This window comes from Paraburkholderia sp. BL6669N2 (assembly GCF_003387275.1).
Lineage (GTDB): Bacteria > Pseudomonadota > Gammaproteobacteria > Burkholderiales > Burkholderiaceae > Paraburkholderia.
On sequence record NZ_QUNA01000002.1, the window covers coordinates 4,479,362 to 4,496,015 of the forward strand.

At 60.8% G+C, this 16,654-nt stretch carries 13 protein-coding genes and 1 pseudogene; 13 read left to right on the forward strand and 1 reads right to left on the reverse strand.

All coding sequences use genetic code 11. The features are described from left to right. The first annotated feature begins 446 nt into the window (after positions 1–446). From B0G80_RS42705 to B0G80_RS42745, 9 genes and pseudogenes are all read left to right on the forward strand, one after another. The gene (locus B0G80_RS42705; RefSeq protein WP_116123500.1) at positions 447–1,478 is read left to right on the forward strand and encodes an ABC transporter substrate-binding protein; all 1,032 of its coding nucleotides are present in this window, start codon (positions 447–449) and stop codon (positions 1,476–1,478) included. A 3-nt stretch (positions 1,479–1,481) separates the two neighbouring features. Next, positions 1,482–2,315 carry an ABC transporter ATP-binding protein gene (locus B0G80_RS42710; RefSeq protein WP_116123501.1) on the forward strand — a complete coding sequence of 278 codons (834 nt, stop codon included), beginning with the start codon at positions 1,482–1,484 and terminating at the stop codon, positions 2,313–2,315. Continuing rightward, complete coding sequence (locus tag B0G80_RS42715) at positions 2,315–3,154, forward strand: ABC transporter permease (protein ID WP_116123502.1); 840 nt, start codon at positions 2,315–2,317, stop codon at positions 3,152–3,154. The genes B0G80_RS42710 and B0G80_RS42715 overlap by 1 nt, the downstream gene beginning before the upstream one ends. A 36-nt stretch (positions 3,155–3,190) precedes the next feature. Then, positions 3,191–4,576, forward strand: a complete 1,386-nt coding sequence (locus B0G80_RS42720; protein WP_116123503.1) for an FAD-dependent oxidoreductase — start codon at positions 3,191–3,193, stop codon at positions 4,574–4,576. Continuing rightward, positions 4,573–5,754: a CaiB/BaiF CoA-transferase family protein gene (locus B0G80_RS42725; RefSeq protein WP_116123504.1), complete on the forward strand. Its 1,182-nt coding sequence runs from the start codon at positions 4,573–4,575 to the stop codon at positions 5,752–5,754. The genes B0G80_RS42720 and B0G80_RS42725 overlap by 4 nt, the downstream gene beginning before the upstream one ends. Beyond that, positions 5,751–6,524 (forward strand): enoyl-CoA hydratase-related protein, encoded by a 774-nt coding sequence (locus tag B0G80_RS42730; protein WP_116123505.1) that lies wholly within the window; start codon positions 5,751–5,753, stop codon positions 6,522–6,524. The genes B0G80_RS42725 and B0G80_RS42730 overlap by 4 nt, the downstream gene beginning before the upstream one ends. Continuing rightward, a complete protein-coding gene (fdxA, locus tag B0G80_RS42735; protein ID WP_116123506.1) occupies positions 6,524–6,859 on the forward strand; it encodes a ferredoxin in 336 nt (111 codons plus the stop codon). Before B0G80_RS42730 ends, fdxA begins: the two co-directional genes overlap by 1 nt. 9 nt (positions 6,860–6,868) lie before the next feature. Continuing rightward, positions 6,869–7,783 (forward strand): LysR family transcriptional regulator, encoded by a 915-nt coding sequence (locus tag B0G80_RS42740; RefSeq protein ID WP_116123507.1) that lies wholly within the window; start codon positions 6,869–6,871, stop codon positions 7,781–7,783. Between the two features lie 205 nt (positions 7,784–7,988). Beyond that, positions 7,989–9,430: pseudogene (locus B0G80_RS42745) on the forward strand (NAD-dependent succinate-semialdehyde dehydrogenase). A 422-nt stretch (positions 9,431–9,852) separates the two neighbouring features. On the opposite strand, the gene B0G80_RS42750 reads toward B0G80_RS42745, so the two are convergent. Continuing rightward, positions 9,853–10,404: a hypothetical protein gene (locus B0G80_RS42750; RefSeq protein ID WP_116123508.1), complete on the reverse strand. Its 552-nt coding sequence runs from the start codon at positions 10,402–10,404 to the stop codon at positions 9,853–9,855. A gap of 423 nt (positions 10,405–10,827) precedes the next feature. Here B0G80_RS42750 and B0G80_RS42755 point away from each other — a divergent pair, with 423 nt between their 5' ends. The 4 genes from B0G80_RS42755 (at position 10,828) to tnpC (ending at position 16,112) form a co-directional block, all read left to right on the forward strand. Beyond that, on the forward strand, positions 10,828–12,060 hold the full coding sequence (locus B0G80_RS42755; protein ID WP_147309999.1) for a hypothetical protein: 1,233 nt from the start codon (positions 10,828–10,830) through the stop codon (positions 12,058–12,060). A gap of 1,671 nt (positions 12,061–13,731) precedes the next feature. Further along, entirely contained in the window at positions 13,732–14,148 is a 417-nt protein-coding gene (gene tnpA / locus B0G80_RS42765) for an IS66-like element accessory protein TnpA (protein WP_116123511.1), read from the forward strand. Further along, positions 14,145–14,489: an IS66 family insertion sequence element accessory protein TnpB gene (gene tnpB, locus B0G80_RS42770; protein ID WP_116123512.1), complete on the forward strand. Its 345-nt coding sequence runs from the start codon at positions 14,145–14,147 to the stop codon at positions 14,487–14,489. The genes tnpA and tnpB overlap by 4 nt, the downstream gene beginning before the upstream one ends. 78 nt (positions 14,490–14,567) lie before the next feature. Then, complete coding sequence (gene tnpC / locus B0G80_RS42775) at positions 14,568–16,112, forward strand: IS66 family transposase (RefSeq protein WP_116123957.1); 1,545 nt, start codon at positions 14,568–14,570, stop codon at positions 16,110–16,112. Positions 16,113–16,654 lie beyond the last annotated feature (542 nt).

The following is a 16,654-nucleotide window of genomic DNA, read 5'->3' on the forward strand; positions in this document are numbered from 1 at the left end:
TATGTGAACCACTTAGTAAATTAGGATAACGAAGTGAATGGCTGGCTGAAAGACGCTTCTGCGAACTTCATCCTGCTCCGCTGCACGCCTGAGTCACTGCGGCTTGAATGTGAACGCGGCTTGCAACTCTGCGGGCAGACGTCAGCGCTTCCACCGTCTTCGAGCAGATTCTTGCGGAACAAAATTCGCGCCGCCTAGCACTGAATTTGACTCCGGGTGAACTAATTTTTCGCGCGTCTGTGCGCCGAAGGTGCACGAATCGCGCACGGTCTCGCACCTATCGCACAAACCTCGCGTCGGACTGGCGCTCTAATTTTGGCATCACTGGGCGTCAAAATTGATGCTTGCGGGGACACTTTTGGCTGCTGAGAATGGGTTCCAACCGGCAAGACCGCGGACAAAAAAGGCCGGATTCTTGAACCCGTGAAGGACCATCGGAGATAAAGATGTCAGTAATCGAGAATGCCGCTCGCCGGCGTTTGCTGTGCATGACACTTGCGGCGGGCGGCATGGCTGCAACGGGCGCACTGCTTTCGGTGCGTGCGTTTGCCGGCGACAGGACAACAGTCAACATGCAGCTCGGCTGGGTGCCGGGCGGCAACCAGGTTGGCGAAGTGGTGGCAAAACACCTCGGCTACTACGAGCAGGAGCGGATCGATTTCCATATCCAGCCCGGCGGACCGAACATCGATGGCGTCGCGATCGTTGCCTCGGGTCGTTTCGAGGCCGGCGAAATTTCATCAAGCCCGTCGATCATGCTGGCGGTCTCCGAGGGCCTGCCGATCAAGTGCATCGCGGTCGGACTTCAGCAGCATCCTTACAGTTTCTTTTCGCTCGCGAAGAATCCGATACGTACGCCGCATGACATGATCGGCAAGCGTATCGGCATCCAGTCCACGGGTATGGTGCTCCTCAAGGCGCTGCTGGCGAAGAACAGGATCCCGGAAAGCCAGGTCAACATCGTGCCGATCGGCGCTGACATGATGCCACTTCTGAGCGGTCAGGTCGATGCGGTGACGGGCTGGCAAACCAACACCACGGCGCTCAAGCCGCTCGGGGCGGAACGTGTCGACATGCGTCTGTGGGATACGGGTGTGCGCCTCTATGCGCTGCCGTACTACGTGAGGACCGATACGCTCAAGGATCATCCCGACACCGTGGCGCGCTTTCTGCGGGCAACGGCGCGCGGTTGGACGTATGCGAATGCGCATCGCGACCAGGCCGTCGATCTGCTGGTCAAGGAATACCCGAATCTGAACCGTGCCGATGAGCGGGTCGCCATCGATTTGCTGATGAGCTACGCGTTCGACCAGACCACCAAGACCCAGGGGTGGGGCACGATGGACACGAAGGTTTGGGAGGAGCAGATCACGATGTATGGGCAACTAGGACAATTCCGTGCTCATCAGCCGAAGGTCGAGGACGTCATGACGATGGACGTGCTCAAGGCCACCGAATCTTCTCGCCTCACGGTGTAATCCATGCATGCTGCCACTAGGAATCCGCCGCGCGCGGAGCGGTCCGGTTCGCCCTTCGGCGTGTCGCCAGACGGGGGGCTGTCGATCAGCTGCCGCAACATCAACGTGCGCTTCTTCACCGAGCGGCGCAGCGTGACGGCGATCGAAGGGTTGAGCCTCGACGTCGCCGCGGGCGAATTCCTTACCTTGCTGGGTCCTTCGGGCTGCGGGAAGTCGACGTTTCTGCGGGTGGTCGCCGACCTCATCAAGCCGAGCCGCGGCGAGATCAGTGTGCTCGGCGCCGCGCCGCAAATGGCACGCGAGAGCCGTGACATCGGTTTTGTGTTTCAGGATGCGGCGCTGTTGCCGTGGCGCACGGCCATCCAGAACGTGCAGTTGCCGCTTGAAGTTGCGGGCGGCAAGGCTCGTGCGGGCCGCGCCACGCCGCGCGAACTGCTCGAACTCGTGGGTCTGAAGGGCCGCGAGGACGCTTACCCGCATGAGATGTCGGGTGGCATGCGGCAGCGCGTTGCGATTGCGCGGGCGCTCGTGAGCGATCCGAAAGTGCTGCTGATGGACGAGCCGTTCGGCGCACTCGACGAAATCACGCGCGACCGGCTGAACGAAGAACTGCGCCGGGTGTGGAAGGAGATGGGCCTCACGACGCTGTTCGTCACGCACAGCATCTATGAAGCGGCGTTTCTCGGTCAACGCGTGCTGATGCTGGCGGCCAACCCTGGCCGGGTGAAGGAGATCGTGCCGGTGATGCTGCCTGAAGACCGCACGCTCGATATTCGCGAGAGCCGCGAATTCGTTGAACTCGCCGCCTACCTGCGGCGCGTACTGGAGACCTGCTGATGGCCACGTCCGAAATGCAATTGAACCTGTCGTCCCAGACGGCTGATCCTGAAGCGCAGGCCTGGCTCGCGCGCCGTCGTCAGCGAGTGTGGCGCGCTCGCATCCTGCCGGCGATCGGTGTCGCCGGGTTGCTGTTCGCGTGGTGGGCGATCGTGGCGGGCTTTCATGTCAAGCCGTTTATCGCACCATCTCCGCTACTGGTGCTGCAAACGCTTTTCAGCAAGAGCGACGTGCTGCTTCAGAACCTGGTGCCGACCGCCATCGAGGCGGCCGGGGGATTCCTGGTCGGCAATTTCGCGGCGATCCTGCTTGCTACCGTCTTCGTGCACAACAAGACATTGCAGGACATCTTCTACCCGGTCGCGGTGATGATCAACTCGATCCCAGTGGTCGCAAAAGCCCCGATCCTCGTGCTCATCATGGGCAACGGTCTGGAGCCGAAGATCACGATTGCGGCAATCGTCTGCTTCTTTCCGACGCTCGTGAACATGGTCCGCGGACTGCAGGCGGTGAATCCGCAGGCGATGGAACTGATGCAGATCCTGTCGGCAAGCAAGCGGGAGATCTTCTTCAAGCTGCGCTTGTACGCCTCATTACCTTATCTGTTCTCCGCGCTGCGCATCGCCGCATCCATGTCCGTGATCGGTGCGGTGGTCGGCGAATGGATCGGCGCGACGCAAGGTATCGGCGCGATGATCATTCAGGCGACTTACAGCTTCGATTCGGCTTTGCTGTACACGGCAATCATCATGAGCGCCGTCCTGTCCGGCCTCTTTTTCCTCGTAATCGCCGTGCTCGAGCGCTGGCTCATCCGGTGGCAGCCCGACGGCGGCCTTTGATAACGAGCGACACACCCCATTCCGATAGGAGACGAAATGAATATGATCAGCGACTGGATTCAGGAACCCGCGCGCGATGTGCGCGTGGCGGCAAAAGCAAACGTCGTCGTGGTCGGCGGTGGCCCCGCGGGCCTGTCGGCGGCGATCGGCGCGGCGCGCAACGGCGCGGAAGTGATCCTGCTGGAGCGCTACAACCACCTCGGCGGTCTTGCTTCGGGCGGCATGGTGCTGGTGCTCGACGACATGTGGGACAACCATCTTCAGGAAATTTCGGTGCGCGGCACCTGCATGACCTTCATCGAGCGCATGGCGGCGCGCAAGCTCGCAACGTTCCCGCGGTCGCACGAATGGGGCGAGGATCCCGCCGCGTATCGCCGGTGGGGCCGCTGGGGCACGTTCGATTTTCACAGCCAGAAGACGCCGCATCCCGTGTGCTTCGCGGCTGCGTTCGATCCGGATGCAATGAAGCGCGTCGCGCTTGAAATGGTGGAGTCGCTTGGCATTCAGTTGCGTTTGCACTCGTGGTTCTCGCGCACGCTAGTCGAGGACGGCCAGGTGAAGGGTGTGATCAGCGATACGAAACGCGGCCGCGAAGCCATCCTCGCGGATATCGTGATCGACGCGACCGGCGACCTCGATGTCGCGGCGTCGGCCGGCGTGCCGCATGTGGGCGGCACCTATATCACGACGACTGTGTTCCGTCTCGGCGGCGTGGACACCGAGGCGGCCGAGCGCTTCGAAGCCGAAGAGCCGGAAGCGTTTGCGGCGCTCGATCGCCAGATCAAGCGCATTCTCGGCGGCTCGTGGGGTTACTGGTGGCTCAAGACGCCGCTGCCAGGCGTCGTGTGGTGCAACTGCCCGCACATGGCCGGTCTCGACGGCCTCAAGCCCGAGGACTTGACGCGTGCGGAAGTGCAGGGCCGCAAGCATATTCACGCGGTCGTCGATTTCGTGCGTGAGAAGCTGCCCGGCTTCGAGCAGGCTTACGTGATCGACGTCGCGCCGCAGACGGGCGTGCGCCAGACGCGCCTGCTCGAAGGCGAATATGTGATGACCAAGGAAGATCTCGCGCAGCGCACCCGTTTCGATGACAGCATTGCACGCGGACGCGACTATTACATGCCGTATCGCGTGCTGTTGCCGAAGCAGGTCGACAATTTGCTGGTCGCGGGCCGGCACTACTCGGCGACGTCGCAGGCACAAAAAATGTCGCGCGAGATTCCACCGTGCATGGCCATGGGTGAAGCCGCCGGCGTCGCCGCCGCGCTTGCACTTGGTGCCGCCCTATCCGTGCGCAACGTCGATGTGCGCGCGCTGCAGAAAACACTGCGCACGCAGGGCGCGGATCCCGGTGACCAGACCGGCCGCAACGCCGACGTCCCGCCGCTTGCCGTTCACGTCGATGCGAGGGAGGCAGCATGAGCGTCGCGCATAACACGAACAAGACCCACGACTTGCCGCTCTCCGGCGTGCGCGTCATCGATCTAACGCAGGTCATGATGGGGCCGGTCTGCACCCAGATGCTCGCGGACTACGGCGCGGATGTGATCAAGATCGAGAGAAAGGGCGCGGGGGATCTGAGCCGCTCGACGTTCGAGCCGGTGGCCGGCGCGGACAACCCGATCTTCTGTAGTCTGAACCGCAACAAGCGCAGCGTGGCGCTCGATCTGCGCGACGCCGGGCAGATGGCGGCGCTCAAGACCATGATCGCCGAGGCCGACGTGGTGGTCAGCAATTTTCGCGCAGGCGTCATGGACCGCATGGGTATCGGCTATGAAGATTGCCGTCGCCTCAATTCGCGGATCATCTATGCGGCGGGCTCGGGCTTCGGAGAAACTGGCCCGTATGCGCACAAGGGTGGACAGGACGTGCTCGCGCAGGCGATGAGCGGCGTGATGGCGCGTCGCGCCGACGACTCGCTGCCCATCTCCGTGTACCCGACGGCGCTCGCCGACTATTCGGCCGGCATGCACATGGTGCAGGGCATTCTGTTCGCGTTGCTGCATCGCGAGCGCACCGGCGAAGGGCAAAAGGTCAACGTCTCGCTTTACAACTCGATGCTCGCGATGCAGATGCAGGAAGCCGCGATGATCATGATGGCGGACTCGGAAGTGAACTGGGCCGCGATGCCGCTCTCCGGCGTGTTCGATACGCAGGACGGTGCGCTCGTTCTGGTCGGCGCCTTCAAGGCGAACCCGTTGCGCGACATCTGCGCGGCGCTGCAAATCGACGACCTGTCCACCGATCCGCGCTTTTGCAGCCTCGAACAGCAGTTCGTCCACAAGGCGATGCTGCAAGGCATCTTCCGCGAGCGCTTCGCGAGCAACACGCGCGACTTCTGGCTGGCGCGGCTCGAAGAGCAGGATCTGCTGTGCGCACCGGTACGCGATCTGCGCGAAGCGCTCGTCGATCCGCAAACGCTGCATAACCAGTTGATCATCGAAGGTGAAGGCGAAGGGCAGCCCGTGCGTTTCATCGGCAGTCCGATCGAGTTGTCGCTCGCGCCGGTTGGCTTGCTGCGCGCCCCGCCCAAGCTGGGACAGCACACCGAGGAAGTGCTTCAGCAAATGCGCGGCGGCGTCGCCACGGAGGCGGCATGAGCGTCCGTCTTGTGATCGATCAGCATGTTGCCACCGTGACGCTCGCGCGGCCCGATGCGCTGAACGCCGTCGACCTCGCGACCGAAGCCGAACTGCAACGCATCTGGAGCGAGCTGGAGCATAGCCGCGACGTGCGCGTCGTGGTCCTGACCGGCGAGGGCAAGCGGGCGTTCTGTGTCGGCGCGGACCTGAAGAATCCGTCGACGAGCGGCCTTGAATACTGGGCCGCGCCGCGTCCCGGCGGGTTCGGTGGCATCGCGCTGCGCGAGACCCTGAACGTGCCGGTGATCGCGCGTGTCAACGGCTATGCGCTCGGCGGCGGCTTCGAAATGGTGCTGGGGTGCGATCTCGTGATCGCGTGCGACGAGGCGAGTTTCGGCTTGCCCGAGGCGCTTGTCGGCCGCATGCCGCTCGACGGCGGCATGACACTGCTGCAACGCCAGATTCCATACCGTCAGGCGATGGCGATGCTTTTGACCGGCCGGCGGGTCTCCGCACGCGAGGGGCTCGACATGGGCCTCGTCAACGAGGTCGTGCCGCGCGCCGAACTCGATGCAGCTGTCCAGCGATGGGTCGACGCCGTGCTTGCATGCGCGCCGCTGTCGTTGCAGGCAATCAAGCAGGTGGTCAGGCGCACCTCCACGCTGTCAGCGGCGGAAGCGCAGGCGCTGCGGCTGCCCGCGCTGGTTGCCGCGCTTCAATCCGAGGACGCGCACGAAGGCGTGCGCGCCTTCCAGGAAAAGCGCAAGCCTTGCTGGAGCGGAAGCTGATGGCCTACGTCATCACCTCGCCCTGCATCGATGTGAAAGACGGCGCATGCGTGAAATGCTGCCCGGTCGACTGCATCTACGAAGGCGAGCGCACGCTCTACATTCATCCCCAGGAATGTATCAATTGCGGGGTGTGCGTGTCGGTGTGCCCGACCGAGGCCATCTATCACGACGAAGAACTCCCGCCTGCGGAGGCGTCGTTCGCCGCCGTGAACCGTGAGTTCTTCGACACCCGCGTGAGCGCACTCGGTTCACCGGGTGGCGCGTGCGAAGTCGGTAGGGTAGCCTGCGATCATCCCGAGGTCGCCGTGTGGCCGGTGCGGGCCACGAATTGAGAAAAAACGATGCATGCGACTGTCCTGAAATATTTCGTCGAAGTGGCGCGGTGCAGTTCGATCCGCAAGGCGGCACAGAACCTCTATGTCGCGTCCAGCGCGGTGAACCGGCAAATCCTCAAGCTCGAAGCCGAGATGGGGACCGAACTGTTCGACCGGCTGCCGAACGGCATTCGCCTTAACGCGGCCGGCGAACGCGTGCTGCAGCACATTCGCGCGACGCTGAACGATTTCCATCTGATGCGCAGCGAACTCGACGATCTGAAGGGCGAACGCAAGGGACACGTGTCGGTCGCTGCGATGGACTCGCTGTTCGTGGACTTTCTGCCAGCCACGGTCGAGGAATTCTCGGACGTCTATCCGGCCGTGACCTATTCGATCGTTGCGGTGCCTCCGCACGATGTGCCGCCGAGGCTCGTGAGCGGCGAGTACGACATCGGCATTTCGTACATCACAAAGCTGCCCGCGGGCCTCGATGTCGTGGCGGAAGTGCCGCTACCGCCGGGCGTGGTGATGGCGTCTTCGCATCCGCTCGCGAAGAAGGAGCGCATCAGCTTCGACGAGTGCCGCAACCATGCGTTTTTACGACTCGAAGGCCGCTCGCCGATCCAGGGCGTTGTCACGACCGACTTCCCCGAGTACTGGGAATCGTTGCAGCCCAGCGTGACCTGCAACTCGACGACACTCCTCAAGCGGCTGATCGCATCCGGTCGGGGCATTTCGTTCTTTTCCAAACTGGCTTTCCTCGACGAACTGTCTCGCGGCGACGTGGTTTGGCGTCCGCTCGACGATGCAAACGTGAACGCGCTCACTGTCGGCATCATCGTCCCGAATCAGCGTGCTTTGCCGCACGTGACGTTGGAGTTCGTCGAGCGAATCATACGGCGCCTCAAGCATGTCGAACTGACTCTACGCGAGACTTGATCCACCAGGCAAAGGGCGAGGAATTCTGGACCTGAGCATCCAGTCGCCTTGATTGCCCATGCGGGCCCCAGAAACGGCGCAGCGCGCCCCGTCGCGGGCGGCGCATGAGTGCGTGCTCGGATCAACTCGTCTTTTTCAGCAGACCGATCGACGCCGTTTGCGCGCGAATGGCGGTCTATTGTTTTGCCACCTACGGGAACCCAGCATGGCCAGTTCCAGCTATACCGATACCGACTTCTGATCCACGGCGAATGGTGCGACGCCGCCAGCGGCGAGACGCTCGCGGTCGTCAACCCGGCCACCGGCCAGGCCATCGGCAAGGTGGCCCACGCCGGCATCGCCAATCTCGACCGCGCCCTCGAAGCCGCGCAACGCGGCTTCGACGCATGGCGCAAGGTTCTCGCCAATGAGCGCGCCACGACCATGCGTAAGGCCGCCGCGCTGGTGCGCGAGCGGGCCTCCGAGATCGGCCGTTTGATGACGCAGGAAGAGGGCAAGCCGTTCGCCGAAGCGCGCGTCGAAGTGCTGGCCGGCGGCCATCATCGAATGGTTCGCCGACGAAGGCCGCCGGGTGTATGGCCGGATCGTGCCGTCGCGCAACCTCGCCGCGCAACAACTGGTGCTCAAGGAGCCGATCGGCCCGGTCGCCGCATTCACGCCGTGGAATTTTCCGGTCAATCAGATCGTGCGCAAGCTGAGCGCGGCGCTCGCGAGCGGCTGTTCGTTCCTCGTCAAGGCGCCGGAAGAAACCCCGGCATCGCCGGCTGCGCTGTTGCAGGCGTTCGTCGAGGCGGGCGTGCCGGCCGGTACGGTCGGCCTCCTGTTCGGCGACCCGGCCGAGATTTCCAGCTACCTGATTCCGCATCCGGTGATCCGCAAGGTCACGTTTACCGGCTCGACGCCGGTCGGCAAACAACTCGCCGCGCTGGCCGGCGCGCACATGAAGCGCGCGACGATGGAGCTGGGCGGTCACGCGCCGGTCATCGTCGCTGAAGACGCCGACGTCGCGCTCGCCGTCAAGGCGGGCGGCGGCGCGAAATTCCGCAATGCCGGTCAGGTCTGCATCTCGCCGACCCGCTTCCTGGTGCACAACAGCATCCGCGAAGAATTCGCCGCGGCGCTGGTCAAGCACGCCGAAAGCCTCAAGCTCGGCGACGGTCTCGCGGAAGGCACGACGCTCGGGCCGCTTGCCAACGCGCGCCGCCTCAGCGCGATGAGCAAAGTGCTCGACGACGCGCGCAAGACCGGCGCCAAGGTCGCGACGGGCGGCGAACGGGTGGGCTCGAAAGGCAACTTCTTCGCGCCGACCGTGCTGACCGACGTGTCACTCGAAGCCGATGTGTTCAACAACGAACCGTTCGGCCCGATCGCCGCGACCCGCGGCTTCGGCAAGCTCGAAGAAGCGATCGCCGAAGCCAACCGTCTGCCGGTCGGCCTCGCAGGCTATGCATACACGAAGTCGTTCAGCAACGTGCATCTGCTGTCGCAGCAGATGGAAGTCGGCATGCTGTGGGTCAACCAGACGGCCACGCCTTCGCCGGAAATGCCGTTCGGCGGCGTGAAGGATTCCGGCTACGGTTCGGAAGGCGGACCGGAAGCATGGAAGGTTATCTGGTCACCAAGGCAGTATCGGTGATGGCGGCATAGCGGCCACAGTCAGCATGTTGCCTGAAACCGCGCAGATCGAAGTGTGACTATCTGACCGATGCGGGTGTGATCCTATGTCTACGGCCACTCCGTCGTTGCTTTCGTTCGCTGTGGGCAATCACCTGCCGCATTTTCCCGGTCTATAGGCCGGCAGAGATAGATAGGCAGTGGCCCGCAAAATTGCTGCGTTGCCAGCGCGACAGAGCGTGCCGCGTCGGGCTGTCGTTAGAACCGAGCGTCCGGTTTTGGGCCGACCAGAGTCGTTCGTTGAGTTACTTCGAATGTCCGGATGGGGTGGACGTTATCGGTCGTCGCGGTTGTCCACGTTGTCTGCCGACTGTTCATCGAGTCGGCATCCGGAAAATTCATGTCTGTCACCGGCACCCTATGAAACCCGATAGGGGACCTTTCGAGTGGCACTATCATCGTGATGGTTCAACCGCGACCACGGTGTGCTCGAACACCTCGATGACCTGTTTGCTGGTTCCTCGTGCTTCTGCCGTTTGTCGGAGACCAGCGTGAGCATTGCTCTGGGCAATCTGCTGAGCGGCCTGTAAGTCCTGGATGTTCGTATCCAATAGCATGTACTCAGTGAACTCGAGGCTATCCGCAAACATCCATGCAATGAGGAACTGACCGTTCATGTCGGCACCTGCGGCCTGAATTATTTGTCCGGATATGGCCACAGTTCCGTCGGCGAGCACCACACATTCCGTGTCGGTTCCGTCGGGACGCGTTCGAACCTCGACACGAATCTGCTGCGCGGAGCAGTCAATCTCCCCGGAAGGAATATCCGGCAGCGCAATCACGACGAACCTTCCGGTTGAACGCGTAGGTGAGCGTTCTGACTCGTCAAGAATCTCAGACCGGGGCACGACGTAAGCCGTCCGGTCCGGGTTGGCCTCGCAAGGTTCGAGGATTGCAGTGGCCAACCCACCCTTGATTCCGAGCGCAGTGCCGTGGTTGTCGTACATATCACTTAGTCCTTTGAGTTAGAGCCGGCAGCGATTTGTCGCTCACGGTCTCTTGTCATATAGCAACCTGCTCCAGTTGCGTCGCCGCACGATGATGCAATTTAACAGATCGTCATTTCGTTAAATTAAGACTATCGAATGGGTCAGAAAAATTCAATAGATTGACGAAAATTTATTTTAAGCGGGACATATCGAAGGTGCTCCCCAAGGAAATTGAAAACATAACAATCTATACATTTTCTGGGTTCAGGTGATTTGACAACAAATTATCAAATAAACAATCGTATCGATTTGTAAAAAATTCGTCTGTATGGCCCGCCAAGAAAGCGGTTGGCGGACCTTTGTTGCTGGCGGTTCATGGTGAATGGCGCAAGCACTTTTTGTATAAATATTTAAACTGGTCTAAATACTATGTTGCCTATCTTGAATAACCTGGATATGATTTTCGCAATGCTGGTAACAGCGAATCACATCGGCTCAACGAACCTGGATATAACGGTAATGAATTCCTCAAGCAATACAGAGAAGATTTTTTCGGATTACGTGGACAGCGCGCTCGCGCAGCATGGATTCAGCTTGATTGCCCCGCAACTGGCGGAGCGTCGCTCACCAGGGATGCGGCAGGGCGTCCTGTTTACGGCTGAGGAAATGGTGGGTCGCGACTGGGTCAGCGTGCGCACTTACTCAGTGTTCGACCATGAGCTGGACGACGGCCCAACCCCTGAAAAGCTAACGACTTATGACGTCGTAGCGGGAGTTTGCTCTGGCGGCACGATGGCCGAGGAAGACACTTTCCTGTCGGTGCTCGAGATGACAATGGGAATATTTTTGCCGGATTTTCTGCGTTACGGCACGGTTGATGCAATTGTCCGCGACGTCGAACTTTACCCAGGGTCCGCGAGCCGTCACATCGGTACCAGACCGGTTGCTGCGACGTTCAATCTTGCGCATTGTCTCGAGACAATAGGACGGCGTTCGGAGGCGAAGGCGTTGTACGTCGAAGCTGCAGAACAATTGGAAGAGAGCGACGACGCCTTGGCGCTGGTCTACGCTGAGTTGGCACGACTGCGCGCCGAGACGCTTGAGCGCGCTGATACGACCGAGGGCGCTTTAGCGAAGTCAGATGATGCGACGCACGACGCATTTGACGAGTCGGTGCTCCCTGAGATGGACGAGGCCCTGCGACCGTTCTACACGAGATTGCTGCGATATCTGGAGAGCGTTCGCCAGAACCCAGCGGCTAGTTGCCCGTCTCTGCTGTTTCGAGCCATGGATGAGTTGTATGAGACGGACGCACGACCCGGGTTTTGGAGGTCGGTGTCCTCGAGTGCAGTCATGAACGTTGTCAAAACTTACGCGCCCGATTTCGAGCGAGAAATGACTGCTTTGTCACCGGACGAACTCACGGAGTATGTCGAGGACCTCGAGCTTGGTCTGTACATGCGGTCATTCGACGAACTCTGCGCCGAGCGACTGCTCGCATTGCCGCCGCATATCAGGCCGGAGACCCGGGAAGATGTTTATGAATGGCTGATGGCGGACTTCGACCGTCGAGGTGAAGAGGACGAATCGGAATATCTGGAGCGAGATGGTTTCAAGGGAGCAGATGGTGCCATCAGAGCAATGCGGATTCTGTCCCGAACGGTCACGCCTTGAGACGCCGACCTGTCGGATTGCGTTCGATGGCCAAGACCGCGTCGAAAAAGGGCACGCGGTTCCGACGTCTGTCCCGAATTGGAAAGCGCATTGCCGACCTGATGACCGATATAACAGCAATGCATCGCACGGCCGAACGCAAACATCGCGACGATGGCGTGTTCATCTATCGAGCATCCGGCCGGGTCCGGCTGCGGATTCAAGCGGTCGCTGGACAAGCGATCTGTCGACAGTTCCGAAATGGACGAATGGATCGCAGGGGCTGCATAGCAAAAGTAACTAGATAGCCTGTCGAGGTTATCGAATAGCGCGTTCGTCACGACGCTGGGCGTCGGCTCCGCGTCTGTCATCCGCACTTTGCTACCGCGACGCTGCGATAAAAGCGCAGAGGTTTGCCACTTGTCCGTAACGCAACGCATGGGACATCCGACACCGGTGCCTCATCCGTCCTCGACCGGTCGATCCTGACGAATGCGAGTGAGCAAGGCCGTGGCCGAAGGTCGAAATACCTGAAAACGTTGACGCTCGTCCTGGCGCCGCCTCGGAGTTCTCGCTGGGCGAGCGGAAACTCGAATCTAGAAAGGAATGCTGTCATCCCACGAGCCCTGGCGTACGGGCGGGGGGGGGGTGTCGGCCCCTTGCCAAGGGGCATCGGAAGAATGGTTTCAATCCGTACGCTAGTGGGGAGGCAATCCTGGTCAGGAGGATAAAGCTCCTTATGTGGATGGGTGCTTGCTTCAACCTGCCTTGCTTCTGAAATGAACCGGCGACCGAACGCCATCGGATTCCAATCGTATTCGACGAGTACGATTTCGTCCTTCAGGAGGAAAATGACGGGCAGCTTGTCGCGAAACTTCAGGAAAGTCTCTTCGTGTCGCAACAACGGAATCGTTAGCATGTCCTCAGAGTACGACAACACAAAATCGTCCATGCCGGATTTCGAGCGATTACGTCCCAGACCGGCCTCCGCGTGGCGGGTCAACTCATCGAGCTTGATGTCCCGTTTAACTGGGACCACAATCGCGAAACCCTCGAGAGTCATATTCGCAACTTGAGAAGGAAAATGCTCGTGCCGGAGTAGGTATGCGATTTCTTCGTCGGACGCCCTGACCTTGGTGAGGTCGCACCACTCGCACCCTGAAGCAGCCAGGCGGGAGTATGGCGCAACGCGCTGGCTTTCGAGTCGACTATTGCGGATTCGTCGGCCGAAGCGGTCATACAGCCTTGCTACCATGGGAGGCAACTGCCCGTAGAGCTGCCTTGGGCTCAGGTGGCAGACGTTAGAAAACAGCCCGGTAAAGCGGGGCTCACCTTGAAGCTCGAACGCTTTCCAGTAAGCGTAGTGACCGCATCCAAGGAGCTCGTCGGCTATCGCTCCGGCTTCGGTTAGCTCACTACAAAACTGCAACAGGCTCTCCTGGCATAAGTTGAGCAAGCCCTGTTCTAGTAGCTCGTCTTTCAGACAAGGATTGTCTTCGAATATCCAGCTCTCGATGACTGACGCGTCAAGGTTTTCATAGAACTCTGGACCGCAGTCGAAGGCGTCGATAAGAGCTGTGCGTAGTCGAGCGCACGATTGTCTGCACGTTCTGATTCACCGGCGGCGTGCGCCGAGGGGTAAGCGGCTCGCGATGGCCGTCGTAGACGGGCGCAAGAATCGGCATCAAAGTGATGTCCATCATTTTCGAAGTGGTGGACACCATTTTGTCAGAGCCAACTCAGAGGCCTGGCAGCCGTAAAGGCCGCCCGAACCATAGTCCCGAATTCCGCCGTCGCCTGGCGATGGCAGCTTGTGAATCAGGGGTGTCAGTCGCCAGGTTGGCCCGTGAGAACGGCTTGAACGCGAACCTCGTGTACACGTGGCGGCGCCGGTATCTGGCGGAACAGCAAGCCGAGGCGGTGCAACTCGTTCCAGTGGCGATCGTGAACGAGGTGTCATCGGTCAATGAACCTCCTGCGCTGTCAGAGTCTGAGGTCGTGAGGCCGGCTGGTTCAATCGAGGTTCGGATTGGCCGGGCAGTAGTCAAGGTGGACGGCATTGTCGACGCTGAGATGCTTCGGACGGTGTTGGGGAGTTTGCGCTCGTGATTTCTCTGCCAACGGGTACGCGTATCTGGCTTGTTGCGGGCATTACGGACATGCGCTCCGGCTTCCAGGGACTTGCTGCCAAGGTACACACGGCGCTTGAGGAGAATCCGCTGGGAGGTAACGTCTTCATCTTCCGCGGGCGCCGCGGCGATCTCGTGAAGGTGCTTTGGGCTACTGAGGACGGGCTCTGGCTTCTCGCGAAACAGTTGGAGCGAGGGCGTTTCATCTGGCCACAGGCCGATGGCGGCAAGATCCATCTGACGAACGCACAGTTGTCGATGTTGCTCGAGGGAATCGACTGGCGACAGCCACGACGCACCGCCGCACTCTCGATGTTGTAAACCGCGAGGAAGGCTCGTAAACTGCGACGCATGTCCGATCAGGCGCCGCTTCCCGATACCGTCGCCGAGCTCCGTGCCATGGTGCTCGCGCAACAGGTATCGCTGCTTGAGCACCAGGCATCGATTGCGAAGATGGTGGAGGAACTCGCCGCGCGAGATGACGAGATCGAGCGCCTGAAGGCGCAGATCGACAAGCTCAGGCGGATGCACTTCGGGCGCAAGTCCGAACAACTCGCGAAGCAGATCGACAAGCTCGAGGCGCAACTGGAGGACCTGACGGGCGGTCGGGGTGCTACCGAGGCGCGTAACCAGCGCGACAGGACACCGAATGCGCCGGCCAGCAAATCGCCTTCGCGAGAGCCGCTCCCGCCGCACCTGCCGCGCGAAGAGATCGTACTCGAACCTGATCCGCTCTGCCCAAGGTGCGCGACGACCATGCAGCCGCTGGGCGAGGACGTCTCCGAACAGCTCGCGCGCGTAGCCGCCGCATTCAAGGTGATCCGCACGATCCGGCGCAAATTGCTTTGCCCCGGCTGTAGGCATATCGAACAACTGCGGATGCCGGGCCTGCCGATCGAGCGCAGCATCGCGCATCCAAGCCTGCTGGCCGATATCGCGGTATCGAAGTTCGCGGATCACCAACCCCTTTATCGCCAGTCGGAGATCGCGGCGCGCGACGGCGTGACGCTTGATCGCGCCACCATGGGCCGCTGGGTCGGCCAGATCGTCGAACTCTGCATGGTGCTGGTCGAGGCGATCCAGCGCTACGTGCTGGCTGCCGGTAAGCTCCATGGCGACGACACGACGGTTCCCGTCCTCACGCCGGGCAACCAGAAGACGACAACCGGTCGATTCTGGGTCTATGTGCGCGACGATCGACGCTCGGGCTCGACGGAGCCTGCGGCAGTCTGGTTCTCGTACTCGTCGGACCGCAAGGGTGTTCATCCGCAAACGCACCTCGCCAACTTCAAGGGAATCCTGCAGGCGGATGCCTACGCCGGCTTCGATCAGCTGTACGCAAGCGGCGACGTCTTCGAAGCGGCATGCTGGGATCACGCGAGGAGGTACATATATGACGTTCACGAGCGTACGCCGACTGCGGATACCCAGAAACTGCTCGAGATGATCGGCGAGCTCTACAGCATCGAAGCCGACATTCGCGGCAAACCTCCCGATGAGCGGTTGCGTGTGCGGCAGGAGAAGAGCAAGCCTCTGCTCAACACGTTCGAATCGACGATCAGGGCCAAGCTTGCGACGCTGTCGAAGAAGTCTACGCTCACGGGCGCGATCAACTACTCGCTGAACCACTGGGCGGCGCTCAAGTTCTATTGCGAGGACGGACGCGCCGAGATCAGCAATGTACTCGCAGAAAATGCCCTGCGTTGTGTCGCTCTGGGCAGGAAGAACTACCTGTTCGTCGGCTCCGACAGCGGTGGTGAGCGTGCGGCAGCGATGTACAGTCTCATCGGTACGTGCAAGCTCAACGAAGTCAACCCACGTGCCTACCTCGAATACGTGCTTACTCATATTGCGGACCACAAGGTCAATCGCATCGACGAACTGCTTCCCTGGAACGTGGCCGACAAACTGAAGCTGGCCGCTGCGCTCACGTCCAACGTTTGACCGCGTAGATCCAGATAGATCGTGGCCACGATCATGGAACGATCTTCACTTGGTCTACGCCAGACCTACCCACGCTCTCACATCATGCTCCACGCGCGCGCGAATCGGGGACCGGCCCTGCCGAGCCGCTTACGCCGAGGGTGGTTTCGACTCGGATTCTGTTACCAATGGATGCTCGTAGGTGTTGGGCAACGACAGATTTTCTGTGGACATAGTTCATAACATGCTGGTTTCAGAAGTGCAGTGTTGACATCGGTTTATCCTCAGAATGATTTGAAGACCTCGAATGTCGGGGCGGATAGGATGTCCCTTGTCCGGCCAACTGAAGATCGTCAGTTGGCGTTGATAGGGCCGAAGCATACGGCGGTCTTTTCAATTGACGTTGGCTCGTCACTATCGATCGGCAGCCCTAGGTCCATATACAGCTTTGCCGAGGGCGGCCATCGGGGTGTCTCCGCAGGCCAGGGAATCTGCCGCTCGACAGGGATTGGTGAGACGTGCGGGCTGACTGCGGCAGGCGGAGTCACTGTCCGAGCCAATCG